Genomic DNA, 25,824 nt, shown 5'->3' with positions numbered 1-25,824 from the left:
AAAAGATCTATACAGCTTCACTCATCCACCAATCTCTTCGGAAGAATAATGGCGAACTTATCTAAACAAAGTTTGGTCTGATGCAGAAAGTTTTGCCCGATTGGTTGAAGAGTTCCCGGAACACAAATGGATGGAAGATTTCATAGACCCGAAACATGGAAATTACTACAGAAACGTACATGGCATAATAGAACACATGCATTATCATCTGGGACAAATTGTTTTGATAAAAAAATTAGTCTTATAATCCGATATTCGTTTATAAATTAAGGCCTTCAACTCCCCAAATCTTCATGCACCAATAATTGGATGGTTTTATCTCACCACCATCCATTTTCTGGTCTGAACTCCTTTATCGGTTTTTAGTACAACCAGATATAATCCCTGTTCCAAAGTCGAAACATCCAAAGAAATATCAGTCCGATTCGCATTCATGTGCCACTTATTAAATACTTTTCCCACAGCATCAGTTACACTTAAATCAAAGTCTGTTTTTTGATCAAATGCAATGGTAATTCTTCCTTGTCCCTGTACCGGATTTGGCACCAGGTCAAAATTTTCTAAACCAAAAACATCCTTGGTGGCTGTAACATCTCTTACTTCAAATGGCCCAAACAACTTCTCACAGCCATTGGCGTCTTTCACCTGAAGACTGTAAATTCCCAATGCAAGCCCTTGAATTTGCTCAGTGGTCAAACCATTGGACCATAGAAATTGGTAGGCAGGGACTCCTCCTGAAACATCCAGACTAATACTTCCATTGGGTAAACCATCTTTCGCACCTTTGATGGTAAGTTTGTCATAAATTATTTCAGTCGCCTGGTTAATAGTAAACGACTTTTGAATTATTGCCCCCAAAGCATCCTTTATTTCTACTGAATAATTTCCTTTAGCAAGGTTTTTTATTTCAGATTGAGCAGATCCGTCACTCCACAGATATTGATAAGGTGGTGTCCCCCCCTGTACATTCAATTTGATAAAACCATCTTTACCACCAAAGCAACTAACAGGTCTGATTTCCCAGCCGCTCAATGCAAGAACACTTGAACTTGCAAGAACTATGTTCTGACAACTTTCTGCTATGCCGCATTCATTTTCAATTTTCAAACATACTTTATACTCCCCTTCTTTTGCATATTGGTGTACAGGGTTTTGTTCTGAACTTGAAGTCTGATCTCCAAAATCCCAATGCCATGATTTGGCAATTCCTTTTGAAATATCCTTAAAATTCAGGGTGAGTAATTCTCTGGCATAGTTAAACTCCGAGACCGGAGTGGTTTGTTCCAGGACATTATACTTTCCTGATGAACTACAAGTATTTTCCTTATTTTTTAATAGCAACTCATAAGTACCACCTTTATTGATGGTTAACTGATCCGAGGTTACTCCAGATATTATACGCCCATCAGCTGTAGTCCATTGATATGCTAGTTTACCGGCAGGTAATGACTGTGTTGCGTCAAGTATAATTTCCTTATGCATACAACTAACATCGTTAATGTTTCCTAACACAATGGTCGGCGGAGTGATATCTTCCTCAATTTTAATGGACTCGACACTCAGACAACCGTTGACATTATTTAATATTTCGAGTACATAAGTCCCGGGTTTATCGACAAAAGGTTTTAATCCATTTACCCCAGAAAGGATGTGTCCATCGTTAGTGATCCAACTGATGGTAAAATCACTCCCCGAATCTGAATTCAAAGCATTTATTTCCAGATTCCTTATGGTACAATTTAGATTACCATTGGATTCGATCTGAATTTGTGGATGCATCTTGTTTTCCGTAATGGATACGGTATCTTTTGACAGACATTGATTAATCGTGTCTTGTACATTGAATACAAAATCTCCACCGGAACTTACCAAAATTGCTTTGGATGTGTCCTTGAATCCTGAATTCAGTTTTGTCCAAAAGTATTTGGTATTTGTGCTGATCGTTGCACCGGAGATTGTCCTGTCAGGCGTCTTACAATCCACCAACCCATCTCCTGAAGCTTTAACATCCGGGTAAACACGAATATCTTTAACTTCTACAGAATCAGAATTTTCACAACCGTTGATAAGGTTTTTAACTTTAAGCACATATACCCCGGCTTTATTTAAAGCTATCTGTAAAGTATTGTTGTCCCCCAGAATTTTTCCTTTCCTGGTCGACCAGGTATAGGTAAAATCTGATCCCTGATCTGTCCCGAAACCATCTAAAAACACTGTGTCTCGCCCACAATATAAATTTGTGTTTGCACCGGCTTCTGTAATCGGTTTATGGGTAGCATCTACGGTAATCTGGTCGGTAAATAAACAATTTTTTAAATCGGTAACCTTGATATTGTAAGTTCCACCTGACAAATTATTAAAAACCGAAGTAGTTCTTTTACCAAATCCAATATCATACGAATAGGGTTTGGTTCCACCACTTGCAGTGATGGCAATAAATCCATTCTTGTTATCACAGGTTTCATCTCCTTTTACTGGAACAGCCGTCAATAACGGTGGTTCAGAAATACTGTAGGTCTTCGTAATAGTACAATTTGCTGCATCGGTTACGGTCACTGTATATAAACCAGCTGCCAGGCCGACAATTGAATTTGAAGTGCCTCCATTGCTCCAGTTATAGACATATCCTGGTGTTCCGTATGCAACCTGAATACTGATATCCCCTTTTGATTCACCAAAGCAAATATTATTCGTTTGTTTTTGACTGGTAATGGCTACCCTTTTGGCTGGTCCATCCACTGTCCATGGGCCGTAAGATTCAAAGTAACCATTTTGATCTGTAACTGTGACGGAATATACACCCCCAGGTATGTTGATTAAATCTTCAGAGGTAGCACCATTACTCCATTTAAATTTCAATGCACCGTAACCACCTGTTGGATTAAGGTTGACTTTTCCATTGTCTCCGCAAGTAGAATGGTTGACACTGGCGCTGGCATCCAGCGTAAAGCTGTGCACGATCCAGTTATAATATTCAATGTAACTCCTGTTTTCAATTTCCCATGTCCTAAAATCAGGTGAGATAACATAAAGTGTAGGAAAATAATTGATGTTGTAATCGTTCATCACAGTACCGCCGTTGCTGGCAGTTAGATTTGCGATCTGGTAAGGAGTGCCAGAAACCCAATTCCCCCAGGTGCCACTCCCGGTACACCCTGAGGGGCCATAAAGACAATTGGTGTTGGTGGCAAAATCACCTTCCAGCATGTAAACATTGGTCAATGAACTTAAATTCGCATGGACACTTTCCAGTACCCCACTGTTGTGAAAAGACCAACATGGCCCGCACCAGGTCGCCATAATATCCAGACAAGCTGATTTTCCTCCTGCCATGGAAGCATGTAAACTGATGGTGTTACCATTGATGTCTTGCACCGTAATATCCGGCGCAGGACTGCCATTTGCCAATTGACAAAATGAAATATTTAAAAAAGATAAACTAAAAAAAGAAAACAGAATAATATTCTTCATGACCGCATTTTACGGTCACAATATAAGAAGAAAACAGTGGATGTAGACAAAACAAGCAAGCTAGCGCCTACTCAAAACATACCAAAACCAGGGATGGATTATGAATTAATAACGACGCATGTTTTGCATTTGCTTCATCATGTTCCCCATGCCATTGCCTTTGCTCATCATAAACATCATCTTCCTCATTTCTTCAAACTGCTTCATGAAAGCATTCACTTCATGGATTGTCTTACCACAACCTTTGGCGATGCGTGTTTTTCTGGACATATTCAGCAAATCAGGATTAGCTCTTTCTTTAGGGGTCATGGACTGTATAATGGATTCTACTTTTTTAAAGGCATTATCGTCTATATCTATGTCCTTTACCATTTTTCCGACACCCGGGATCATGCCAAGCACACTCTTGATGTCTCCCATTTTTTTGATTTGGTTCAGCTGAACTAAAAAGTCATTGAAGTCAAACTTGTTTTGTTTGATTTTACTTTCAATTTTTTTGGCTTCCTTTTCATCAAATTGCTCCTGGGCTTTTTCCACGAGGGATACAATATCCCCCATGCCAAGGATTCTTTGCGCCATACGATCCGGATAAAAAATATCCAGCGTATCCATTTTTTCTCCAGCGGAAACAAATTTAATTGGTTTCCCTATAGTATACTTTATGGATAAAGCAGCTCCACCTCGGGTATCTCCATCCAATTTAGTAAGTACCACACCATCATAGTTGATTCTTTCATGAAAAGCCAGAGCAGTATTTACTGCATCTTGTCCAGTCATGGAATCGACCACAAATAAAGTTTCAGAAGGCTGAATGGTATTTTTGATTTGTTCAATTTCAGCCATCATTTCCTCATCTACAGAAGTCCGTCCTGCAGTATCTATAATGACAACCTCCAAACCGTTTGCTTTGGCATGGGCAATTGCTCTTTGGGAAATGGATACCGGTTCTTTACTTTCCGGATCTTTAAAAATTTCCACCCCTACTTGTTCCGCAACCACAGTCAATTGGTCCACGGCAGCAGGACGATATACGTCACAAGCCGTGAGCAATACCTTTTTATTCTTTTTCGTCTTTAAATAAAGTGCAAGTTTTCCTGAAAAGGTCGTCTTACCAGAACCTTGTAACCCCGATATCAGAATTACAGCCGGAGAACCATTGAGATTTAGACCCGCAGCCTGCCCACCCATGAGTTCCGTGAGCTCATCCATAACGATCTTCACCATGAGTTCCCCTGGTTTGACTGAGGTCAAAATGTTACGGGTCCCCATAGCCTGTTCCTTCACCTTATCCGTAAATTCCTTGGCAATCTTGTAATTGACATCCGCCCCTACAAGCGCCCGGCGAATTTCCTTGATGGATTCTGCGACGTTGAGCTCTGTCAATTTTCCTTCCCCTTTAAGGCTTTTAAAGGCTAATTCGAGTTTTTCATTAAGATTTTCAAACATGATCTTTCAATTGAAGCTGCAAATATAATGGAACTAGCGGCAACAATTATCAATAGAAAGCTACTTAGACCAATTCAAGCCCTTTACCTGTAATCTGATAGACTTTACGGTTATCTGGACTAAAAGGACTCAAACTTAACCCGGTCAGCAGGACACCGGTTCCCTCTTTCTGATGAAGATCTGTCAGCTGGGACTTCACGAGCTTGATGGAAGATTCATCCAATGCAGAAAATGGGTTATCCAACATCAATAACCTGGGCTTATGGATAACTGCTCTTGCCAGACCTAATCGAACTTTTTCTCCCGAAGACAATCGGGAAACCTCCTCTAGCGTTTTATCGGCGAGACCAAATTTCTCCAGTATGTCCGTGATGTATTGATCGGTATTTAGGTCACGGATTTTGTCCGCTGCATTGAGCGCTATAGCCAGATTTGCCCTTAGTGTTTTGTCTTCAATCAAAGGAACTTTGGCACTATAAATTCCGATTTTCCTCCTTGCAGCTGCAAAATCGGGGGTCGCAGGGTTCAAACTGTAGTCCAAAACTTTTAGTATCCCCGACTGAACCGATAAAAGCCCATAAAAAGCATGGATAAGAGATGATTTTCCACTTCCATTACCTCCAATCAGCTCCACCCATTCTTTTTCCTGCTGTTCAAATTGAAGGTCCTTAAATAAAACTTGATCTCCGTAAACGAGATTCAATCTTTGAGCTTGAATTAAAAAGTAAGACATTGTATGAATTAGTGCGCAAAGATATCATAGTTTGATTTACAGTTTTAACTTAAGAATGGCCCGGCTAAACAAATAAAAAAGGGGAAGATCTCTCCTCCCCCATCAGATTTAATTTTTACCTGCTAATGAATTTCAATAAATTTTGGTTTTGGCTCTTCGACCATTTTCTTTGCCATCATTATGGTCAGCATACCATCCTCATATTTGGCATCAACCTTGTTTTTTTCAGCTAAATCCGGCACATAGAAACTGCGGCAGAAAGAACTGTAATTAAACTCTCTTCGAGTGAAATCGCCCCTCTTCTCTTCCTTCTCATCCTTTCTCTCTGCAGAGATTGTTAACATATCATTTTTCATTTCTACCTTAAAATCTTCTTTTTTCAATCCCGGAGCAGCCAACTCTATAAAATACTCTTTATCGGTTTCTCTTACGTTTACAGAAGGAAGTGTACCCCCATTTGCTGCGAAATTTTTATCGTCCCAATTGAAGAACTCCTTTGTAAAAGCTTCATCAAAGAAGTTACTGAAATTAGGCAAGAACCTGTTAACTTTCATTAAATTTCCCATGATATAAATTTTAATTGTTCGGATAAATAATTTTTACTCAGCTAATTTGATTCAATCTTCATAAAAACTCAATGACAAATATCATTTCCAGTCATAACTTTAATCAATTAAATCCCACTGGCAAACTAACAGAATTCCGCCTTTCTGTAAACAGATAATTATTTTGCACTTAGTGCTTAAGGACAGTTAAAATTTAAAAGGAGATAGGTTTATTTTCCTTAAAGGATTCAATAGCCATTATGCTGGCATAACTTATGTTCCACAAAGATTCAAATGGAATAGGTGCACTTCCACCATTAGAAATGAAATTCAACCAGGTTTTAAATTGGGCACTATGTCCTTTGTCCTGAACAGAAGAATTGCTGCGTTTTTTAAAACCATAATAGTCAATTCTTTTAAAGTTGTCTATAACGGCTGTACGGTTTAGTTGATGTACTTCTATCCGCTCTTTGGGATAATCTTTAGCCCCATTGGTGAAATAGTTGATGACAGCAGAACTTCCATTTTGCATTCTTAAAATTATGCTGGCGTGATCCGTATCTAACCCTGCATTTAACCCTAAAGATTGCATGTATACCTCTACAATTGGACTATTGCATAAAAATGAAGTCAGGTCAAAATAGTGGCATGCTTCCCCAATAATTCGGCCGCCTTGATCAACGGATTTGGTCCAATGTTCCATAGGTAATGACCCGGCATTCATCGTGGCAACAATCTGGATAGGAGCTTCGCTGTTTGATAATTCATTTTTCAATTGCTGTATCATTGGTGCAAACCTTCTGTTAAATCCAACTGTGAGACTTCCTTTATTGGTTACGACGGCCTGGGCTATTTCGTTAAGTTCTTTTAGATTTATTGCAAGAGGTTTTTCTACATAAACATTTTTTCCGGCATTCAATCCGGCGAGAACTAATGATGCATGACTGTTGTGTCTGGTCGTAATCATGACCGTGTTTACATTTTCATCTTGAAGTATTTCAATGAAGGAAGATGCACAATGCGGAATTTTAAATTGCTTTGCAAGCTGGCCGGCTGTCCATCCCTTATTTCCACAAATGACATGGATGGGTGCATTTAATTTGGTTAGGATAGGTAGAATCGTAGACGAGGTAAAATTTCCAGCGCCAATTATTCCTATGCCATTCTGGCTTGACGAATATTTCTTTTCAACGAATGCCGTTTGTATTTTCTTTTCCTCCTTATGGATATCATATCGAATGAGTGAAGTTATATCTCTGTTGCCACCAATGTTTTGATAAATGGAATCAAACTCATCCAATCCAACAATTTTTCCAATTAAAGATTTGACTTCAATTTTATTTAAAGACAAAGCAAGAAGTATTGCCTCAAAATTTCTCTTTTCTGTCCACCTTACATAAGGAAGTGGATAGTCATTTCCTTTCTGTTCGTAATTTTCATCATACCGTCCAGGACCATAAGAACAAGATACCTGAAAACTTAATTCCTTTTCATAAAAATCTGCCCTTTGCAGGTGTAATCCAACCACCCCAACCAAAACTATCCTTCCTCTCTTTCTGGACATTTGAGCTGCTTGATGAATAATTTCCTGAGAAGAAGAAGTTGCTGTGATGATAACAGCATCTGCACCATATTCATTACTGAGTTGTTTAACTTTCAAATCATCTTGATCGTTTCCTTCAGATAAATACGCGTGGGCGCCATATTTTTTGGCTAAATCAACTCGACTTTCGTCCAGATCAAAAGCAATTACCTTGCAACCATTACTGGCAAGCAATTGGACTGTAATGAGTCCTATTAATCCCAATCCAATAACCACAACAGTTTCGCCAAATCCGGGATGCACCAATCTAATACCCTGTAGCGCTATAGCAGAAATCACGGTAAAACTTGCTTCTTCATAGCTTAGGTCTGAAGGTATTTTTGCTACAAGATTTTTAGGTACACAGACATATTCTGCATGTGGTCCATTTGAAATCACACGGTCGCCAATACGAAATTCTGTCACCCCCTCGCCTACTTCAACTACTTCGCCAGCGTTACAATACCCAAGGGAAATTGGTGTATCCAGCTTGCGCATCACTGCTTCATATGTAGGTTTGAAGCCATCGGTTTTCAACTTACTGATGACTTGTTTTACTCTTTCCGGCTGATCCAAGGCTTTTTGAATAAGATTTTTTTTACCAAATTCAACCAACATCCTTTCTGTCCCCGGTGAAACCAGACTAAAATGACTTTTAATTAATACCATCCCCTTACCGGCAACAGGAACAGGAGCCTCTGCAAGGATCGTTTCACCATTCTTAAGATCTTGAATTATTTGCAACATATTTCAGGTATTAATTTTTAATTAAAAAATATCTGCAGATCCATTAAATTGAAGTCCGTTAAAGAACAAATCACCAATTGTTAAACTTTGACAAAAAAAAATAAAAGTGTCCTGAAATCCTATTCCAAAAACTTCAGTTTCCAAATGAGATAAAGATTGACTGATTCGTTTTGTATTTAGCAAAATCTCCTGCCTGATTGTTTCAAATATACTGCACATAATAATTTAAATATATGGACTCTTTAGTTCTTGATCAAATATCTCATTCATTTTTGATGCATAAGCCTCCGGTGAAAAATTATTTTTGGCAAATTCAATATTGCCTTGCTTTACACTTTCATATTTTACAATATTTCCAAGATACCTCTTTAAATTAACCCTAAGGGATTCTACGGAACCTGCAGTTGCACAGCTACCCTGATCTGGGCCAACCAAAAATGGGAGGTAATGATGGTCGCTGGTAATAATGACACAACCACAACGCATCGCTTCTATAATTGAAATAGGCATGGCTTCCGAACTATAAAAACTAGGCAAGCAAAAAATATCCATATTAATCAAAAAGTTCTTTTTTTGCTCACCATAGAGGGGACCATGGTAAAATATCCGACTTGATTTATTTTGACTCAAAACACTTATCTTCTTTCTAACTTCATCTGCTGTCATATAGGAATCAGAAAGATATTGACCAGCAAGATGCAATTCAATATTGTTATATTCCTTCTTCAATTCAATAAATGCTTCTACTAAAATAAAAATTCCTTTACTGAAAAGTAAGTTGGACAAATATCCAATTTTGATTACATCACTTGCCGGTTTATCTTTTAAACTAACTGAATCCAAAACGGAATCGTAAAAATTATGCACTACACTTATCTGAGAATTGGCCTGAAAATCTTTATATTCTTCAGTCATGCATTCGTGCAAGACAATAAATCGATCTACCTTATGATAAGCCAACCTAAAAAATGGCTTTAAATAAATTGGGAGTGAATGAATAAATCGATCAAAGAAAGCAGCATGGAGATGCATTACCACTCTACTACCTGTATAATGAAATAAAAGAATGGAAAAGAAATCTTTAATTGCCCCACCAATGGACCTCGATCCTGCCAAATACATAACTTTATATCGTTTGCTTACCGCAAGAAAAAAATATCGAAAAATCAATAAAATCCCAAAATAAATTTTTTTGTAAATTGGTAATTGTTCCAGATTTTGAGAGCATAAATATTTTGATCCATTATATTTGTCGTATGCCATTTTAAAAGCCACAGACTGCCCATTGACTGGAGGAGGATAGGGTCCAAGAAATATTACCTCAACTGATCTTTTCATTAGTGTTGAATCTGAAGTACAACCAATATGGTATCCATAAAAAAACAAGGTGATCAACAAACTGAGGAAAATATCCCCTTGTATACCACTGAAATAATGCCATACATAAAATCACTAAAAATATCTTTTGTTTGGGATGATGATAATTTCTATTGACCGTTGTGAATCTGAGAATCAAGCCTGTTAAAAATGTACCTATAATTAAAAACCAAAATCCTCCGGCAATTATAAAATAAGCATAATGCAGTGGTGCTTCCCCTGTTGCAGACCACGCCAGTGGCAGATTGTAGGCTTCATCCACAATTGGAAATGCAGGCGGAGGATATAATTTATTCTTGTAATCTCCTATTAAAGCCCTTGGAAGAGCGCGAACAATGAAATAGAAAAAAGTTATGCCATTATCGTGTTTAGGATTAGGATGGGTGTGATAGTACTTGATGATGTTGATGTCGTCCAAAGCCCCCCTGGTTTGCTCTGCAAGCGTACTTCCAATCTCATATTCTATAGGGTTGTATACTAGATTTTTTAAATCACCAACAATTAAATTGTAACGATTAATTGTTAAAAATAAAATCATATATAGTATCACCAAAAAAAGAGCAAGAGGCGCAAAAATCCGCTTAAATGAAAAACGGTAATTAAAAAGTATCAACAACAAAATACCAATTACGGTCATAATGATTCTGTAACGAAACCCCATCATGGCAAATAAAACAAAAGAAACGATGACAAATAAAAACCAAAATCTACGATCCATTTTGATCAGAAATCCAATAACCAAGCAGGTGACCAAAGAATCTGCAAAATTCTTTAAATAATTTGACCCTCCTTTTGCATTAAACAATGTTTCTTCTGAGTTGCCAGTGAGTACTTCAATCGGATTTACACCAGATAAAATGAAATTAAGAATCACTAAAAAAAAGCAAGCTCCGAAAAGCCCAAACAGGAGTGACTTTGAAAATTTACTTTGAATATTTACCTGAACAAATTCCCGATGACGTATAAAAAAGTATCCAATTAAAAAAGATAAGCTGGCAAAACCAAAATATAAAAATCCTTCATCGTAATAAGCAAGTATATTTTCACCCACCCCTAAAAATGCTCCCTGGTCTCCCCAAATGGTTGCTCTACCTTGAGCATAAAAATATAAAGGTGTTAGAAAATAATAAATGGTAAAAATAAACCAGGAAAACGCAAAAACAACATGACTTCTAAGTCCTTTGACCCAAACAAAAAGCCACCCGGCAAGGTAGACCAACAGATTGAATAATATGATAAAGTACATTGTCATGAAGCAAATGTATCGTCAAAAAATCCAACTAGGCATGGCTTAAGCAATACCGCTTTTAGGTCTGTATAAAATTCAAATTGCTTACGCTTAATTCGAATTATAAAAGTCATTATAATGTTACTCAGGTCGAAATAATTACATGATAACATAACTAAATCTGCTTTCTCTTGCCTGGCAACCTTGCAGATTTCCATGCTAAAAAGAAAATTTTTAATTAAATAATTCACCCATATCATAAAGTAAGTACCCCTCAGAAAAATATAGATATATTCGGGGTTAAGTACCATACGCAACCGGTCCTTTTCTGCTTTAGCACAAAAAAAAGTTCTTAAACTAAATTCCTTATTTAATGCATTAAAAAAATATTCCTGATATGGGGTCGGAAAAGTGGTATAAAAGCTTTGTATAATGGTATTCACTTCATTGAATATTTAAGTGAATAGGTTTTATTTCCGGCTGCAGAAAAGCTTGTACAAAATTAACCAACCTGCTACCATATGCATCTGAACTACCGTAAATGCTTCTTTTCAATGCATTCTCAGACAAAAAATGATAGAACTCAGGATTACACATTTGCTCCAGCAAAAACATGATACGTTGTATATCTGCTGGGTCGACAATAAATCCGTTCACACCATCTTCCACAATGCTCCCGCTTGCTGCAGTTGTAATGACCGGTATTCCTAAACTTAAGGCCTCATAAACTACTGTTGCAGACCCTTCCCCAACAGTTAGAAAAAGTAGCACATCAATTTTACTAAAATTTTCAAGTAATCTTTTTCGATCTAAATGACCGGTGAGTTTAATTACTTTGGACAAAAGCACCTTCTTCTCTTCAGGTAAGTCGAATCCATCACCACCGATTGCAACAAATTCTGCAAAATTACAGATAGAAGCTACTTTATAAAAATAATGAATACCCTTACGTAATGTGAGGTATCCTATTGTACCTACCTTTAGCTTGGAAGCTGTAGATACTGTTCTTGGTTGATGTTGACCAGAAAATGTAAAACCATATGGGATGCAGGAAATTTTATTACCCGGCACACCTCGATGAATAAGCGATTCCTCCACATTTTTAGAGGGGCAAATAATGTGGTCTGACAATGCCCATTCTAATTCTTCGTTTTGGATATATTGATGAACAGCATCAGGTAAATTATCGTCAGATGCATAGGATCGTGTCCAATCTGAATAAACTGTCATCTCCTTCCGGATTCTATCTCTATAAATTGAATAAGGAAGACTACATTGCTCTAAAATTATCTTCCGGTGTTTATTTTCTTTGGCGATGGTTAAAGCAGCTGTATTATAAAGATAAAGCATTTCGGAAAGTTCGTTTTGCAATTTTTCATTTACCGCATTTCCGAAATTCTTATCTGCCCAAATAAAATTAACACACTCTGCTTCTTCATTTAGCACACCTCTTTTACGCATAAAATATCTCAATCCCAAAATTGGAAAATGAGTAATTTTTTGCTGAGGCAAATCTACCTTTCTACCAATAAATTTTTGAATTGCATTCCAAGGCAGTTTTTGGATTAATTTGCTGCTCCAATTAAACGGAGGAAGGTCTACACAAATATCAGTATAGACCTTCTCTAGTATTTTTGCCTTATGCAAATACTGCGGAACAGTATACTTCATTCTTGCACCGAGCTGAAAAACCGAAATAGTCATAGTGCATGTTTTAATAGTAAAAAAAAATTATGCACTATAACCTTTAACTTGTTGTGGTAGTTCTGATAAATTTCGTTATGTTTAACGGAAGCCTCAAAAATATTTTCAATTTTATAATCTGATATATTAATAAACACTGATCCAGTCCACTCCATATAATACTGATTCAATTTCAAGAATATCTTTTGGAGTCCGATTTTAATTTTGTTGCTGGGAACTTCAAACTTTAACTGATTTTTAAAAGCAATACGTTCTAATTTTCCTCTCTCTTTTTCCAGAAAACCAAGTGAAATAGCATCAGATATTGCAAGGTCCAGTAACACCTGGCCATCTGCAAGACCCTTGAATTTTTGCATTCCTGCATCAAGGGATTGCAAGTATGTCTCCCATACAATAATGGGGTAAACATGAACAAACTCAAGATTGGCATGAAATGGAATATCCTCCGATTCTTTATTAAACAAATTTTTCTGTTCTTCAAATTCAGGTTTATTCTGAATTTGCGCAGCACCATTACTTTTGGCTGAGTGACCGGCGATACTCAAGGGGGCAAAAGAAAATATATAATTCTCCAATTCGGAAGCCAAGACCATTGCAGAATAAATATCCGGAATTTTTGAATAAAAAAAACGTCCTTTGCCTTTTTCCTTTAAAGCTCTGATAACTGACACATCCACAAATCCACCATACAACCATGGCAGGTCTCCTGGAAATAATGCACACTTTAGTACTTTAGGCAAAATATTCTCACACTGCCTGACTTCAATCCCTCTTTTGAGCGGTATACTTAACAACTCGGGAATACGGACATAATGGTTACCCGGCCAACGAAAAAATGACTGCTTCCAACTTATGGCTTTGAATTTGTATTGATTTAGAAGTGTATTAATTCTTTCAAAACTATCCGGCAGAAATCCATCATCATCTCCTAGAATAGTTACAAATCCATCTTCCGCCTTAGATAAAGCAAATTCCCAATTGGCCGTCATACTTAGAGCCTTAGGGGTACAATAATATTTTACTCTTGGATCCCCAAAAGAAGCAACCATTTCTCTGGTATTGTCCGAACTGCAATTATCACTTACAATGACAGAAAGGAATGGATACGAAGATTGAAGACAAGACTTCATTGCCCATTCGAGCGTTTCACAACGGTTTTTCGTAGGGATAAGAATCGTAAATTTATTAAATTCAGACATCTCTTACTTTATGTTTCCAAGCACATGTAATGGACGCTCTGAAAGCCATCTGTTTAATAACACCATTTGAATTAAAGTCAAAAATCCTAGAAAGATGACGTAAACAAATACAGGCAAATCCATAAATTGAAATAACCAAATACTAACAACACTCATCCCTCCGCAAAATAATATAGGCTTCACTATGGTCTCAAGGTACCAGCTTTTCATTAATTTTGGTAACACCCTCCTGTGCATCAGTGGAACTTCAAAAATGATATAAGAAAAATTCAGAACCAACCATATCCAAACTGCCCCATTAATACCAAATTTTTGAATCACCAAGTAAAGTAATGGAACCAAAATGATCAATGCAATTATATTTTTTAACAAGGATAACTTTGTCCAATGATATGCCAATTGCAAATAATATGGCATGGTCATAAGTCCGTTAAACATAAATCCAAAAATAAAAACTTTTACCAATGGATGAATAATCCTTATTAAGTCCTGATCCTGAAACCAAATTTTTAAAATTTGTTCCGAAGCACTCCAAAAAACCATACACACCGGAACCAACAAGACTGCGATCAACTGACTGGCTTGCTGATAAATTTTTGACACACTTACTTCATCATTTCTCGAATTTTCTTGCACCAACAAAGGATAATATGCAGTGGCAACAGCACCAACAATTTTTGAAGGTATGGAGGCTATCGTAAATGCCAGAGTATACCAACCAAATTCTTTTAGACTTACCATTTTGGCCAACATCATTTTATCCGCTTGAGTCAGTACAATAGCGACAACCGCAATTCCTGCAACACCGAGTGAAAATCTCCAGCGAGAGAATAAAACAGAACGCTTAAATTTTCCGAAATAATCCTTAGCATCCAGATACCTCCAAACCATAAATCTCAACATAATTACCGTGCAGCAGGCAATTACAATGTTCACAACAAAATAGGCAACTACATCTTTGGAAACATAAAATAATACTAAAAGTACTAGAACAAATTTTATAACCTCGAAAACAATAGTTGCCATGTTTAATGCAAATTGCTTTTGGATCCCGTTAAGTGCTCCGGAATATAATCCGATAGGAAAGCGAAAAACAAGAAGTCCTCCCATCAGGTAAATACAATTTCCGATTTTCTCCGAAGAAAGACTTGCGTTGGATCCCCAAGCCTCAGAAAAAAAGGATTGGATAAAAACAATCACAACAAAAATAAAAATTGCCATACCCCAATAAACCCATTCAAGAGTTTTTAATAAATCTATTTTATATCGTCTGTCAATTTCAGTTACATTTACCTTTGCCAATTCCTGGTTGATCGTTACACCCATGCCCATTTCCAGGACAAAAAATATTGCCTGCAAACTGGCATAAAATCCTACAAGTCCATAGGCCTCAATCCCCAAAATTTGGACATAAACAGGCACCAGAATAATCTGAGAAATCAGTACCCAGGCCTGGAGACTAAAATTTGCAGCGATGTTTTTAGATAATAGATTCAATTTTTTTTATCAATTCACTGTGGTTATCGGATGCACTTTAAATATCCTTCCGGTGCAACACTAATCAACAATTTGTTATCTATCATTTGATCTATTTCGAAACCATTATTTGTTTCCAAAAATTTCCAAACCGCAGTTTTCGCATTATTTCCAACATCCCATGGCCGATCATACATACCTTTTGGCATGTCTTCAATTATGGTATCAAAGACAACCAGGTAAGATCCGGAAGTTACAAAGGGCGAATAAAGTCTTAACTCTTCTAATACATGCTCATGCGTATGATTGGAATCCAGACACACCAGCACAGTACCTTTACCTGAAGCAAAAGCCGCAACACGATCCACAATTTGCTGATCCAGCGAAGAACCTTCAATTAAATGTATTCTTTTGAACATGGGATGCGCTTCAATTTCTTTTCTGTTGTGCGGCCTGATATCAATGTCTATTCCCACAATTTCCCCTTTCCCTATGAGTTCCATTATGGAAGCATAATAGATTAAAGATCCGCCATGAGCAATACCCGTTTCAATAATTAAATCAGGTTTAAGCTCCCAAATTATTTCTTGCATGGCAATCATATCCTGTGGGTATTGAATGATAGGCCTACCCATCCAGGAAAAATTATAGGAATATTTTTCCTGATTGGAAACAATATTAAACTGATGTGCTGCTTCCTTGAGTGCTTTATTGTTTCCAAATGATTTAATTCTTTCTTCTCTTTCTAGCTGAAATGCTTTTACCGGATCCATATTTTAAACAATTTTATGATTCACTTTTTCACCCCAAAACTCCATTGGCTCATAGTCATTGTAAGGATAATGACCCAAATTAAGTGCAATGTTTTTTTGATGCACTTTTAAATAATTGGTAACGAGGTCTCTAATTTTTATAGGCTGCCCACTGCAACATTGAAATACTCCTGAGCCCGATGTCAAACTAAAATCCACTATTTGTTTTACAAGCTCTGTTACCGGAAGATAATCCCTAACCTGTTCCCCTCCACTCATATCAAACTTTTGATCCCCTCTTCCTAAAGCTTTATCCAATTGACTCAGGATAGAAGATTCCGATTGCCCGTCCCCATAAGTATAAAAAAGTCTTAACCATTTTAAATCAAATTTGAGGATAGTCTGAAGTGCGGATAAAAATCTGCGGAGAGAATCTTTCGCAATGGCATAAGAAATTAAAGGGTTTGCAAAATTAGATGTATTTAAACATCCTTCCTGCATACCATATTCCAGACAGGTACCGGTAATTGTAAAATCGATAACTCCTGCCTGGATCAAAGACTTCAGAAATTTATATTGTCTCGGGAGGTTCTCTTCAATATGAAACATTGCCTTATAATTTGGCAAACCATTCCAAGCAAGATGGATGCATTTATCCGGAATCGGATGATCAGCAAAGTAAATGTGGGGTTCAAATGTCTCCAGATCTGCTTCAATCAATTCCAATTCATGGTGAGCAAATCCCAAATCACTCATACTGTTGAATTGCCGCACAAGACATATTGGTTTGAGTCCTCTTTCAATGAGTTCTCTAACCACATGTCGCCCGATAAATCCCGAAGCCCCGGTAACTAAAACCTTCATCTTAAAAAATCAATAGTTCTGGAACAGCAATTACAAACTTCCCACCCCATTCTCTAATATAATCAAGCTGCACAGAAATTTCTTCTTTTATGTTCCATGGCAGTATGACCACATAATCTGGTTGGTGTTTCCTGATCCAGGACTCCTCTACAACAGGGATGTGCATTCCCGGAATAAATTTATTTTGTTTATGTGGTGAAGCATCAACAATAAATTTAAGCAAATCCTTCCTTACCCCACAAAAGTTCAGAAGTGTATTTCCTTTGGCAGCTGCACCGTAGCCTGCTACATATTTAATAGAAGTCTTTGCTTCTATTAAAAAGCGAACAAACTCGTCCTTGACTTTTTCAGCTTTTTTCTGAAATCCTTGATAAGTCTCTATCTTGTTCAACCCGCTCCCCTCTTCCAACAAAATCATATTGATGACTCGCTCGGTTTGTTGTTTTGTCCTGTCTTCTTCGTGACAGGCAAAAATTCGCAGAGAGCCACCATGGGTGGAAAGTTCCTCAACATCAAATACATGCAAACCGCAAGATTCAAAAATTCTTTTCACGGTGATGAAAGATAAATAAGAGAAATGCTCATGATAAATGGTATCGAATTGATTCCATTGAATCAATTGCAACAAGTGTGGAAATTCCATGGTTATGACTCCATTCTCTTTCAACAAAATCTTCATTCCTTGCACAAAGTCATTGATATCCGGCACATGAGCCAATACATTATTTCCGAGCAATAGATCTGCACGATAACCTTCACTGACCAAAAGTTTAGCCAAACGAGTCCCAAAAAAATCAACAATGGATTTAATTCCCCTTTCCTCAGCTACTTTAGCGGTATTTGCAGTGGGTTCTATACCCAAAACAGGAATATTCTTTTCCTTAAAATATTGAAGTAAATATCCATCGTTGCTGGCAAGTTCGATAATTTGAGAATCTGAGTTAAAACCAAAGCGCTCAATCATATTCTCTGTATATCTCTTGGCATGTGCTAACCAGGAACTAGAATAGGATGAAAAATAGGCATAGTCTGAACTAAAAATATCAGAGTGACTTGCATATTCTTCTATTTGAACAAGATAACATGTATCACAAACCAAAATCCTCAATGGAAAATTAATTTCAGGTTGTAACAGCGCTTCCTTTTTCAAAAACGAATTGGAAGGTGGACTAAAACCTAGATCAACGAATTCAATATTCAACTCTGATCTACAATGTCTGCATTGACTCATGGCAATCCTTTGAAATTTTGATCAATTAATGGGTAGGTTAAATCTTTTTCACTGACATGACGAACAGCTTCCGGCCACTGAATACCGACAGCAGGATCATTATACCTTATACACATTTCCAACTGCGGGGTATAAAAAGCAGTATGATGATACAACAAAACGGAATTTTCTTCCAGTGTGATAAATCCATGCACAAAACCTTTTGGAATTAACAAGCCTTTAAAGTCTCCTCCAAAAAGTTCAATGCCGAAATACTTCAAATAACTGGCAGAATCACTCCGCAAATCAACAACCACATCAAAAACCTTCCCGCTCAGGCATCGCACGAACTTAATTTCCGCCGCATTCCCCGTCTGCGCATGCATGCCTCTTAGTGTGCCAATTTCACGATTAAAAGATTGATTCATTTGAACAAAATGTTCATGTACACCTATACTGTTAAATTCTTTGGCACAGTAAGATCTGAAAAAATGTCCCCGATCGTCAACAATGGGTTTCATTTTGACTACATACAAACCATCAAATCCCGTTTCTTCAAATTCCATGCTTTGACATTTGAAGAAAGTATTGATCAATCTGCTGAGTGGTCAGAACCTCTGACTTTTCAAAATACGCACGATACCATTCTATGGTTTTTTCCAAAGCCTCTTCCGTTCGAAAAATGGGTTTCCATTTCAATTCATTAACGGCTTTCTCATGATTCAGTTTCAATAATCCTGCTTCATGAAAATCTTGCTCTGGCTTTTTGATGACATATTCCAATGCAGGCCAGTGTCTGGCTGTTATTTCAACCATCTCTCCCACAGTTTTTACATCATCAGGGTATGGGGAAAAATTCCACGCAGTTGATGCAGCAGTATCTTGCGATAATAATTTCTCAGCCAACAATAAATAACCGGTCAAACAATCCAATACATGTTGCCATGGTCTTACAGATAATGGATTTCTTATCTCCACTTTTTGTTTTGCAGAAGCAGCTCGCATCAAATCCGGGATCAACCTATCCGCACTCCAATCCCCTCCACCAAGAACATTCCCGGCTCTTGCCGAAGCAATTAAAGTGTCGTGAGACAACCCATATTTTTCCAAAGGGAAAAAACTTCTTCTGTAAGAACTAATCAAAATTTCACAACAAGCTTTTGATGAACTATATAAATCATATCCTCCCAGTCGATCACTTTCTTTATATGCATAATCACTTTCCAAATTCTCATAGACTTTATCTGTCGTGATCATTACCATGACTTTTACCCGCGTACTCATTCTGGCAGCTTGCAGAACATTCAGCGTGCCGATAACATTGGATTGATAGGTATCTACAGGATCTATATATGATGGTCTTACCAAAGCTTGAGCTGCCAAATGAAAAACAATCTCTGCTTCAGAATCCTCCATCACTTTTTCCAAATGATCCGCATCCAATATATTCCCTTCAATGTGTTGAAAAGGGGCATTTAACAAACTAAAATGATTGGGATGAGTGCTTGGTGGCAATGAATATCCCGTAACTTTTGCACCCAGTTTGTGCAACATAGCCACCAGCCAGGAGCCCTTAAAACCAGTATGTCCGGTGACCAGAACTCTCTTATTTTCAAACGCCGCCCGAAGTCTATCTACCATATTTTCCATTCGGCTTTACCATTCTTCCACAATTCTTCCAACTCAATACGGTCTCTCATCGCATCCATAGCTTTCCAAAATCCCTTATGCTGATAAGCTGCGAGTTGTCCATCTCGGGCAATTTCATACAATGGCTTTTTCTCCCATTGCACCTGATCCATGTCCCCTTCAAGATAATCAAATATTCCCTGTTCCATAACAAAAAAACCTCCGTTGATCCATAATCCATCATCCTCCGGCTTCTCTTGAAATTCTTCTACTATACCCGATTCATTTATATTCAAATGACCAAATCTTCCCGGCAATTGGATGGAAGTGAGTGTGGCCAACTTCCCTGAAGATTGGTGAAAATTTAATAAGGCTTTCAAATCAACATTGGAAACACCGTCTCCATACGTCAACATAAATGCTTCCCCTTCTGTATACTTCTTGATTCTCTTTATCCTGCCTGCTGTATTGGTTTCAATACCCGTATCGATTAATGTAACTTTAAAGGATTCTGTATTCGAGAAATGGACATCCACTTTATTTTTGGCCAACTCTATCGTTACATCTGAATTATACAGATAATAATTCAAAAAATATTCCTTTATCATGGTAGCCTTATAACCAAGGCATATGATAAAATCATTGAAACCTTGCGCTTCATAAATTTTCATTATATGCCAAAGAATCGGCTTACCTGCTATTTCTACCATGGGCTTTGGACGCGATTCTGTCTCTTCCATCAACCTTGTACCTAATCCACCTGCAAGAATTACCACCTTCATAACTGTAACCTTTCTTTAATTCGTTTGCAAATTATCTCGCCAAATTTTTCTCACAATGACAAAACCTAGAGTGAGCATAAAACTGATCAATAATGTTTTAATCAAGTTCATGAGTAGGTTTTCCTTTTTCAATTCCAAGGGCTTCATGGGAAGATCCAATGCCTGAATAAATGGGGTTTTATTCTGCAATGTAAAAGAAGCCAGTTCCAGATTTTTTAAAGCTTCCCCATAGAGAATCGAAAACATCTTTATATCTCTATCCACTTGTGTCTGTGGAACCAGATCTTCATTGAGAAATGTATTTCGGTAACTGTCTTTTATCCCTGCGAGATTATAATCTTTACGATGAATCAGATTTCTTAAGCTATCGACTTTATGTTGAAGGCGGTCATAAGTGTCCTGTTGTTTTTCAATGGTTTTATCAATGTAGAATTTACTTAACTGATCATATAAGGAAAAACACATCTGATAGGCCAAATCCTCTACGGGTAATCTTATAGACAATTCCATAATCCCGGTTTTTTCATTAAAAATAGTTTCCAATCTTTTAAGAAAAAGAAAATGTAAACGCTTCAATGCCATTCTTTCCTGAGTATCAAAAGAGGATACTTCTGTTCTTGAAAATCTTAATTTACTTAGAGAATCCGACTTTTCCCAAAATGGAACGGTGAACCATTCTCCCTCAGATTGAAAAGCCTCAATTAAATGATTCGCCAGAAAATCTTCTTTACCGTTTACTATATTTCTTTTAAAAAAAAATGTTTCCGCAATTCTGCGTGTTTTGGCAATTTCAATGATTTTTTGCAAGCTTAATTTTTGCCCGGGTGCGGACAATCCAAATTGACCAAGTATGGAGGTCAGGCCAGACTGGCCGGCTTCTGCTTCGTTGAGCATAAAGCTCACTTTGGCTGTATACTGAGGCTTTTTGGTAAATTGTTGATAAGCAAAATAAGCACCCACTGGTAACAAAACCCAAATCATTAAAGGCAGACTCCGCTTAAATTCCTTCAGATAATCTTGCAACAGCTGAACAAATTCCCTCAGGCTGAATGTATTATTTTCATTTTCTTGATTCATCTTAAGCCAGTGAAATCAGTAATCTATTTGGTTTTTTGTTATATTTAACCACAAAAATAAGAATATTTTATATATAAATAAATTAAATAATTCAAGTCTATTTTTCAATAAAATGGACTCCGGTACAAAAGCTTTTGACGTAACATTTAGTGTTGAAAAATGAAATCTTATTATTTTCGCCACGGATTCACCCTTTCCTAATTTAAATATGCAACTTATGGACTTGAAAATTTCTTCATTGTCAAAAAGTTATGGCCTCCAAAAGGCGGTTGACGACATTTCTTTTGAAGTAAAATCAGGAGAAATTCTTGGCTTTCTGGGCCCGAATGGTGCAGGTAAAACAACCACCATGAAAATGTTAACCCAATATCTCGAGCCCGACCATGGAACTATCTGGTATGGGAACAATTCAAGTCGGTCTTCTATTGACTTAAGACGGACTATTGGCTACCTCCCTGAACACAATCCCCTTTATGAAGATATGCCCGTTCTGGATTATTTGGCCTTTTGTGCATCCCTTCAGGGCGTTTCGGCTTCAGAAATTCCTTCCAGAGTTCGTGAAATGGTCAAAAAGTGTGGCCTGGATGTGGAAAAACATAAAAAAATTGGGGAACTGTCTAAAGGGTACAGGCAACGGGTAGGACTGGCTCAGGCGCTCATTCATAACCCCCAAATATTGATTCTCGACGAACCTACCACTGGTCTTGACCCTAATCAAATCGTTGAAATAAGGGAATTAATTAAACAACTTGGCAAAGAAAAAACTGTCATTTTAAGTACACATATCCTGCCTGAAGTAGAAGCTACATGCGATAGGATTCTTATCATTAATAAAGGTCGGATAGTCGCAGATGGCACGGTTGCAAATTTGCGCAAACAATCTGAGTCTCGTCAAATTTTGCATGTTCGTATTGAGGGAGCGGATCAGGACAATATCTTTTCTACGCTTCAATCTTTGCCAGAAGTGAGTCTGGTTGATTTAATCAATAGAAATGAAAATAAATTCGAGGTACAATCCCGTGGAGAAATCCATCTCAACAAAGCAATATTTCATTTGTGTGTAGAAAAAGGATGGGAATTACTTGAATTGACTCCTTTTGAAACCAAATTAGAAGACATTTTTAGAGACCTTACCATAAATTAATTGAATATGCAATCACCTGTTCAAATTATCGCCAAAAGAGAGCTCAATTCCTTCTTTGACTCCTTGACCGCTTATATCATGCTGTTGGCCTTTCTGGGATTTAGTGGATTTTTTACCTGGATTTATGGAGCAGATGTATTTATTCGGAAAGAAGCAGATCTTCAGGTTTTCTTTGCAATTGCAAAATGGACGCTATTTTTTTTCATCCCTGCTATCACCATGAAAATGATCGCTGAAGAAAAGAAAACTGGCACCATAGAATTACTGCTCACGAAGGCAGTAAGTCACAGGCAACTTGTGTTAGGTAAATATCTGGCTTGCATGCTACTGGTTGGCATAGCTTTGATTTTTACCCTACCATATTACTTCTCCATTGCAAGGTTAGGATCTGTAGATCATGGCGCAACCATTAGTGGATATCTTGGATTGTTGCTCATGAGTTCAGCTTATATCGCCATTGGACTTTTTGCAAGCAGCTTGACCAACAATCAAATTGTTGCATTTCTTTTAGCTCTCCTCATTGGTATATTTTTTCATTTTTTATTTGATTTATTCAGTGGAGGCACACGAGGATTCCTTGGGAACCTGATGAATGATCTAAGCGTCAGCAGACATTTTGAATCCATTTCAAGAGGCGTATTGGACACAAAGGATCTTATTTATTTTGCGAGCCTCACCTTATTAGGATTATTTATGGCCGAACAATTAATAACCAAAAGAAAATAACAAGAGGAATATGAATACTACTGCTTCCAAAATCATTGTTGCAATTCTTGCATTTGTGGCTTTGAATTTTCTGGCAAGACAATTCTTTTTTCGTCTTGACCTTACAAAAAATCAGGAATTCACGTTAAGCCCTGCTACTAAAAATATCCTGCGCAATCTGGATGAAAAAGTTAAAGTCACAGCATATTTTTCAGATGATTTACCAACTGATGTAGGCAAAACTAAACAAGACCTGAAAGAAATTCTGGATGAATTCTATAATCTTTCGAAAGGCCAACTGGAATATGAATTCATTGCCCCGAATGACGACCCAAAAAAAGAAGAAGAAGCCATGAAGGAAGGGATTCAGCCCGTGATGATCAACGTCCGGGAAAAAGACCAGGCCAAACAACTTAAAGCCTTCCTTGGCGCTACCATAAAAGTGGGCGATAAAAAAGAAATAATTCCTGTGATCCAACCTGGAACTGCAATGGAATACGCTCTTACTACCAACATTAAAAAACTGGTAGTAAAAAACAAACCAGTTATTGGCTTTATTCAAGGCCATCGGGAAGCATCTTTGCAAGAAATGGTTCAGGTATATGAATCTCTTAACATCCTGTACTCCGTCGAATCTGTCTATTTAACGGACAGCACCCAGTTGAACAAATATAAAACCCTGGTGCTTGTAAGGCCACAGGACAGTATTCCTGCCAGTCATTTTGAAATGCTTAATGATTATCTTGGCCAGGGTGGTAATTTATTGATAGCCACCAATCAAATTGAAGCAGAACTACAAACAGGACAAGTCACTCCATCCTTAAGTGGTGTGGGTAATTGGTTGGCTGAAAAAGGCATTGTCCTTGAAAATGCGTTAGTAAAAGATGCTGCCTGTGGCTCAGTCCAAGTCCAGCAACAAACGGGAATGTTTTCCTTTGCCACACCGGTGCAATTGCCTTATCTACCCTTGATTCAAAATTTTTCAAACCATCCGGTAACAAAAGGATTGGAAAGAGTGATTCTCCAATTTGCATCAGCAATAAGTTATAATGGCAAAGAACAATTTATCCCTTTACTATTTACTTCTGATAAGTCAGGCAGAGAGCCAATGCCCATTGTGATTGATATTCAACGTCAGTGGACAGAAGCCGATTTTCCCGAAAGAAATATCTGCTTGGGGGCAGTGGTAGAAGGAAAAATTGCAGGCAATACTTCCTGTAAACTCATCATCTATGGGGATGGTGATTTTCCTGTAGGCCGTGGAAGAAATCAACAAATTAATCAGGATAATGTCTCCCTCCTTGTCAATGGAATAGACTGGCTTTCAGATGATACCGGCCTGATAGATTTGCGTACAAAAGCTGTAGAAACAAGGCCTATAAAAGAATTGGACGATTCTACCAGAAACATGTATAAATACCTAAATTTTTTACTGCCAATAATCCTTGTTTTGCTTTATAGCTTTTATCGAAGTTCAGTAAATAGAAGAAAACGTTCGCAAAGAATGGAAGAACGATACAGTTAATTTTTTAAAACTATCCCATTTTAATCCCCCTAAAGGGTATGAAATGAATGGCTATTTTTAAAAATTAATTTCTTTTAGCCAGCAAAGCTAATAATGCGCCTCATTAAAACTCATCTAGAGGTTCTTCCTTTACATCAAATTCAACTTTACATTTTATTTCACCCCTATGGAGTTTAATTTCATTTCATGATGTTTGGTATAAAAATTCCATCACTACGGGATTAAATCAAATCGTATTTGTGACTGAAAATTTCAACTGATTAAAAAATCATGAGTTAGCCCTGTAGGGTTGAACTTATTATTAGTAAAATCATCTTTGCAAAATAAACCCTGTAGTTGCGACATTTTTTTAACAAAAACCTTGCTGCAAAACAAAACCCGTAGGGGTGACATTTTTATAAAAACATATCACCTGCAAAACAAACCCTGTAAGGGTGACATTTTCATTCTCCTCACCCTGACCCACTCAGGAACATCATTTTGGTTCAATCGAACTTACTGATATATCTTTGACTGGAAATCGTTATTAAAATAATAGAACCCGCATTTGATGAATTGGACTAAATACCTCTTATTACTAAACATCCTAATTATAATATCATGCAAAGAATCAAAAAAAACTAACCAC

General features: G+C 37.3%; 20 protein-coding genes. 3 read left to right on the top strand and 17 right to left on the bottom strand.

Annotation, left to right across the window (positions count from 1 at the left end; genetic code table 11):
- Nucleotides 1-315: 315 nt before the first annotated feature.
- The 17 genes from IPJ83_10315 to IPJ83_10235 all read right to left on the bottom strand — a co-directional run bounded on the left by IPJ83_10315 (nucleotide 316) and on the right by IPJ83_10235 (nucleotide 21,822).
- A complete protein-coding gene (locus tag IPJ83_10315) occupies nucleotides 316-3,471 on the bottom strand; it encodes a T9SS type A sorting domain-containing protein (protein ID MBK7880934.1) in 3,156 nt (1,051 codons plus the stop codon).
- Nucleotides 3,472-3,576: 105 nt separating this feature from the next.
- Nucleotides 3,577-4,917, bottom strand: a complete 1,341-nt coding sequence (gene ffh / locus IPJ83_10310; GenBank protein ID MBK7880933.1) for a signal recognition particle protein — start codon at nucleotides 4,915-4,917, stop codon at nucleotides 3,577-3,579.
- Between the two features lie 64 nt (nucleotides 4,918-4,981).
- Nucleotides 4,982-5,650 (bottom strand): ATP-binding cassette domain-containing protein, encoded by a 669-nt coding sequence (locus IPJ83_10305; GenBank protein ID MBK7880932.1) that lies wholly within the window; start codon nucleotides 5,648-5,650, stop codon nucleotides 4,982-4,984.
- 122 nt (nucleotides 5,651-5,772) lie between these two features.
- Complete coding sequence (locus IPJ83_10300; GenBank protein MBK7880931.1) at nucleotides 5,773-6,216, bottom strand: Hsp20/alpha crystallin family protein; 444 nt, start codon at nucleotides 6,214-6,216, stop codon at nucleotides 5,773-5,775.
- Between the two features lie 193 nt (nucleotides 6,217-6,409).
- Nucleotides 6,410-8,524: a bi-domain-containing oxidoreductase gene (locus tag IPJ83_10295; protein MBK7880930.1), complete on the bottom strand. Its 2,115-nt coding sequence runs from the start codon at nucleotides 8,522-8,524 to the stop codon at nucleotides 6,410-6,412.
- Between the two features lie 225 nt (nucleotides 8,525-8,749).
- A complete protein-coding gene (locus tag IPJ83_10290; GenBank protein ID MBK7880929.1) occupies nucleotides 8,750-9,862 on the bottom strand; it encodes a glycosyltransferase family 4 protein in 1,113 nt (370 codons plus the stop codon).
- Nucleotides 9,846-11,147 (bottom strand): hypothetical protein, encoded by a 1,302-nt coding sequence (locus IPJ83_10285; protein ID MBK7880928.1) that lies wholly within the window; start codon nucleotides 11,145-11,147, stop codon nucleotides 9,846-9,848. Before IPJ83_10285 ends, IPJ83_10290 begins: the two co-directional genes overlap by 17 nt.
- A 426-nt stretch (nucleotides 11,148-11,573) precedes the next feature.
- Nucleotides 11,574-12,833 (bottom strand): glycosyltransferase family 4 protein, encoded by a 1,260-nt coding sequence (locus IPJ83_10280; protein ID MBK7880927.1) that lies wholly within the window; start codon nucleotides 12,831-12,833, stop codon nucleotides 11,574-11,576.
- Nucleotides 12,830-14,032: a glycosyltransferase family 2 protein gene (locus tag IPJ83_10275; GenBank protein MBK7880926.1), complete on the bottom strand. Its 1,203-nt coding sequence runs from the start codon at nucleotides 14,030-14,032 to the stop codon at nucleotides 12,830-12,832. The genes IPJ83_10280 and IPJ83_10275 overlap by 4 nt, the downstream gene beginning before the upstream one ends.
- 3 nt (nucleotides 14,033-14,035) lie before the next feature.
- On the bottom strand, nucleotides 14,036-15,529 hold the full coding sequence (locus IPJ83_10270; protein ID MBK7880925.1) for an oligosaccharide flippase family protein: 1,494 nt from the start codon (nucleotides 15,527-15,529) through the stop codon (nucleotides 14,036-14,038).
- 23 nt (nucleotides 15,530-15,552) lie between these two features.
- Nucleotides 15,553-16,281 carry a cephalosporin hydroxylase family protein gene (locus IPJ83_10265; GenBank protein ID MBK7880924.1) on the bottom strand — a complete coding sequence of 243 codons (729 nt, stop codon included), beginning with the start codon at nucleotides 16,279-16,281 and terminating at the stop codon, nucleotides 15,553-15,555.
- A gap of 3 nt (nucleotides 16,282-16,284) precedes the next feature.
- Entirely contained in the window at nucleotides 16,285-17,124 is an 840-nt protein-coding gene (locus IPJ83_10260) for an NAD(P)-dependent oxidoreductase (protein MBK7880923.1), read from the bottom strand.
- 1 nt (nucleotide 17,125) lies between these two features.
- A complete protein-coding gene (locus IPJ83_10255; GenBank protein ID MBK7880922.1) occupies nucleotides 17,126-18,355 on the bottom strand; it encodes a methyltransferase domain-containing protein in 1,230 nt (409 codons plus the stop codon).
- Nucleotides 18,352-18,900: a dTDP-4-dehydrorhamnose 3,5-epimerase family protein gene (locus IPJ83_10250; GenBank protein ID MBK7880921.1), complete on the bottom strand. Its 549-nt coding sequence runs from the start codon at nucleotides 18,898-18,900 to the stop codon at nucleotides 18,352-18,354. The genes IPJ83_10255 and IPJ83_10250 overlap by 4 nt, the downstream gene beginning before the upstream one ends.
- A complete protein-coding gene (gene rfbG, locus IPJ83_10245) occupies nucleotides 18,890-19,975 on the bottom strand; it encodes a CDP-glucose 4,6-dehydratase (GenBank protein MBK7880920.1) in 1,086 nt (361 codons plus the stop codon). Before rfbG ends, IPJ83_10250 begins: the two co-directional genes overlap by 11 nt.
- On the bottom strand, nucleotides 19,969-20,745 hold the full coding sequence (gene rfbF / locus IPJ83_10240; protein MBK7880919.1) for a glucose-1-phosphate cytidylyltransferase: 777 nt from the start codon (nucleotides 20,743-20,745) through the stop codon (nucleotides 19,969-19,971). Before rfbF ends, rfbG begins: the two co-directional genes overlap by 7 nt.
- 15 nt (nucleotides 20,746-20,760) lie before the next feature.
- Nucleotides 20,761-21,822 carry a hypothetical protein gene (locus tag IPJ83_10235; GenBank protein ID MBK7880918.1) on the bottom strand — a complete coding sequence of 354 codons (1,062 nt, stop codon included), beginning with the start codon at nucleotides 21,820-21,822 and terminating at the stop codon, nucleotides 20,761-20,763.
- Nucleotides 21,823-22,039: 217 nt separating this feature from the next.
- Here IPJ83_10235 and IPJ83_10230 point away from each other — a divergent pair, with 217 nt between their 5' ends.
- Genes IPJ83_10230 through IPJ83_10220 form a run of 3 tightly spaced genes read left to right on the top strand, consistent with a single transcriptional unit; the run spans nucleotide 22,040 to nucleotide 25,196 of the window.
- Nucleotides 22,040-22,966 (top strand): ATP-binding cassette domain-containing protein, encoded by a 927-nt coding sequence (locus tag IPJ83_10230; GenBank protein MBK7880917.1) that lies wholly within the window; start codon nucleotides 22,040-22,042, stop codon nucleotides 22,964-22,966.
- Between the two features lie 6 nt (nucleotides 22,967-22,972).
- Entirely contained in the window at nucleotides 22,973-23,692 is a 720-nt protein-coding gene (locus IPJ83_10225) for an ABC transporter permease subunit (protein ID MBK7880916.1), read from the top strand.
- 10 nt (nucleotides 23,693-23,702) lie between these two features.
- Nucleotides 23,703-25,196 (top strand): Gldg family protein, encoded by a 1,494-nt coding sequence (locus tag IPJ83_10220; protein MBK7880915.1) that lies wholly within the window; start codon nucleotides 23,703-23,705, stop codon nucleotides 25,194-25,196.
- The last annotated feature ends 628 nt before the right edge of the window (nucleotides 25,197-25,824 follow it).

Origin of the sequence: Candidatus Vicinibacter proximus (assembly GCA_016713905.1) — a bacterium.
Lineage (GTDB): Bacteria > Bacteroidota > Bacteroidia > Chitinophagales > Saprospiraceae > Vicinibacter > Vicinibacter proximus.
The sequence above is the reverse complement of the archived record's forward strand: the minus strand, read 5'-3'. Positions and strand labels throughout refer to the sequence as shown.

Bases quoted from the DNA above. Each gene is read 5' to 3' on its own strand.
- IPJ83_10225 (MBK7880916.1), top strand. From the start codon at position 22,973: ATGCAATCACCTGTTCAAATTATCGCCAAAAGAGAGCTCAATTCCTTC.
- IPJ83_10235 (MBK7880918.1), bottom strand. From the start codon at position 21,822: ATGAATCAAGAAAATGAAAATAATACATTCAGCCTGAGGGAATTTGTT.
- rfbG (MBK7880920.1), bottom strand. From the start codon at position 19,975: ATGGTAGATAGACTTCGGGCGGCGTTTGAAAATAAGAGAGTTCTGGTC.
- IPJ83_10220 (MBK7880915.1), top strand. From the start codon at position 23,703: ATGAATACTACTGCTTCCAAAATCATTGTTGCAATTCTTGCATTTGTG.
- IPJ83_10295 (MBK7880930.1), bottom strand. From the start codon at position 8,524: ATGTTGCAAATAATTCAAGATCTTAAGAATGGTGAAACGATCCTTGCA.
- IPJ83_10280 (MBK7880927.1), bottom strand. From the start codon at position 12,833: ATGACTATTTCGGTTTTTCAGCTCGGTGCAAGAATGAAGTATACTGTT.
- IPJ83_10250 (MBK7880921.1), bottom strand. From the start codon at position 18,900: ATGGAATTTGAAGAAACGGGATTTGATGGTTTGTATGTAGTCAAAATG.
- IPJ83_10290 (MBK7880929.1), bottom strand. From the start codon at position 9,862: ATGAAAAGATCAGTTGAGGTAATATTTCTTGGACCCTATCCTCCTCCA.
- IPJ83_10300 (MBK7880931.1), bottom strand. From the start codon at position 6,216: ATGGGAAATTTAATGAAAGTTAACAGGTTCTTGCCTAATTTCAGTAAC.
- IPJ83_10260 (MBK7880923.1), bottom strand. From the start codon at position 17,124: ATGAAGGTTTTAGTTACCGGGGCTTCGGGATTTATCGGGCGACATGTG.
- IPJ83_10315 (MBK7880934.1), bottom strand. From the start codon at position 3,471: ATGAAGAATATTATTCTGTTTTCTTTTTTTAGTTTATCTTTTTTAAAT.
- rfbF (MBK7880919.1), bottom strand. From the start codon at position 20,745: ATGAAGGTGGTAATTCTTGCAGGTGGATTAGGTACAAGGTTGATGGAA.
- IPJ83_10255 (MBK7880922.1), bottom strand. From the start codon at position 18,355: ATGAGTCAATGCAGACATTGTAGATCAGAGTTGAATATTGAATTCGTT.
- ffh (MBK7880933.1), bottom strand. From the start codon at position 4,917: ATGTTTGAAAATCTTAATGAAAAACTCGAATTAGCCTTTAAAAGCCTT.
- IPJ83_10285 (MBK7880928.1), bottom strand. From the start codon at position 11,147: ATGTACTTTATCATATTATTCAATCTGTTGGTCTACCTTGCCGGGTGG.
- IPJ83_10265 (MBK7880924.1), bottom strand. From the start codon at position 16,281: ATGGATCCGGTAAAAGCATTTCAGCTAGAAAGAGAAGAAAGAATTAAA.
- IPJ83_10305 (MBK7880932.1), bottom strand. From the start codon at position 5,650: ATGTCTTACTTTTTAATTCAAGCTCAAAGATTGAATCTCGTTTACGGA.
- IPJ83_10230 (MBK7880917.1), top strand. From the start codon at position 22,040: ATGGACTTGAAAATTTCTTCATTGTCAAAAAGTTATGGCCTCCAAAAG.
- IPJ83_10275 (MBK7880926.1), bottom strand. From the start codon at position 14,032: ATGTCTGAATTTAATAAATTTACGATTCTTATCCCTACGAAAAACCGT.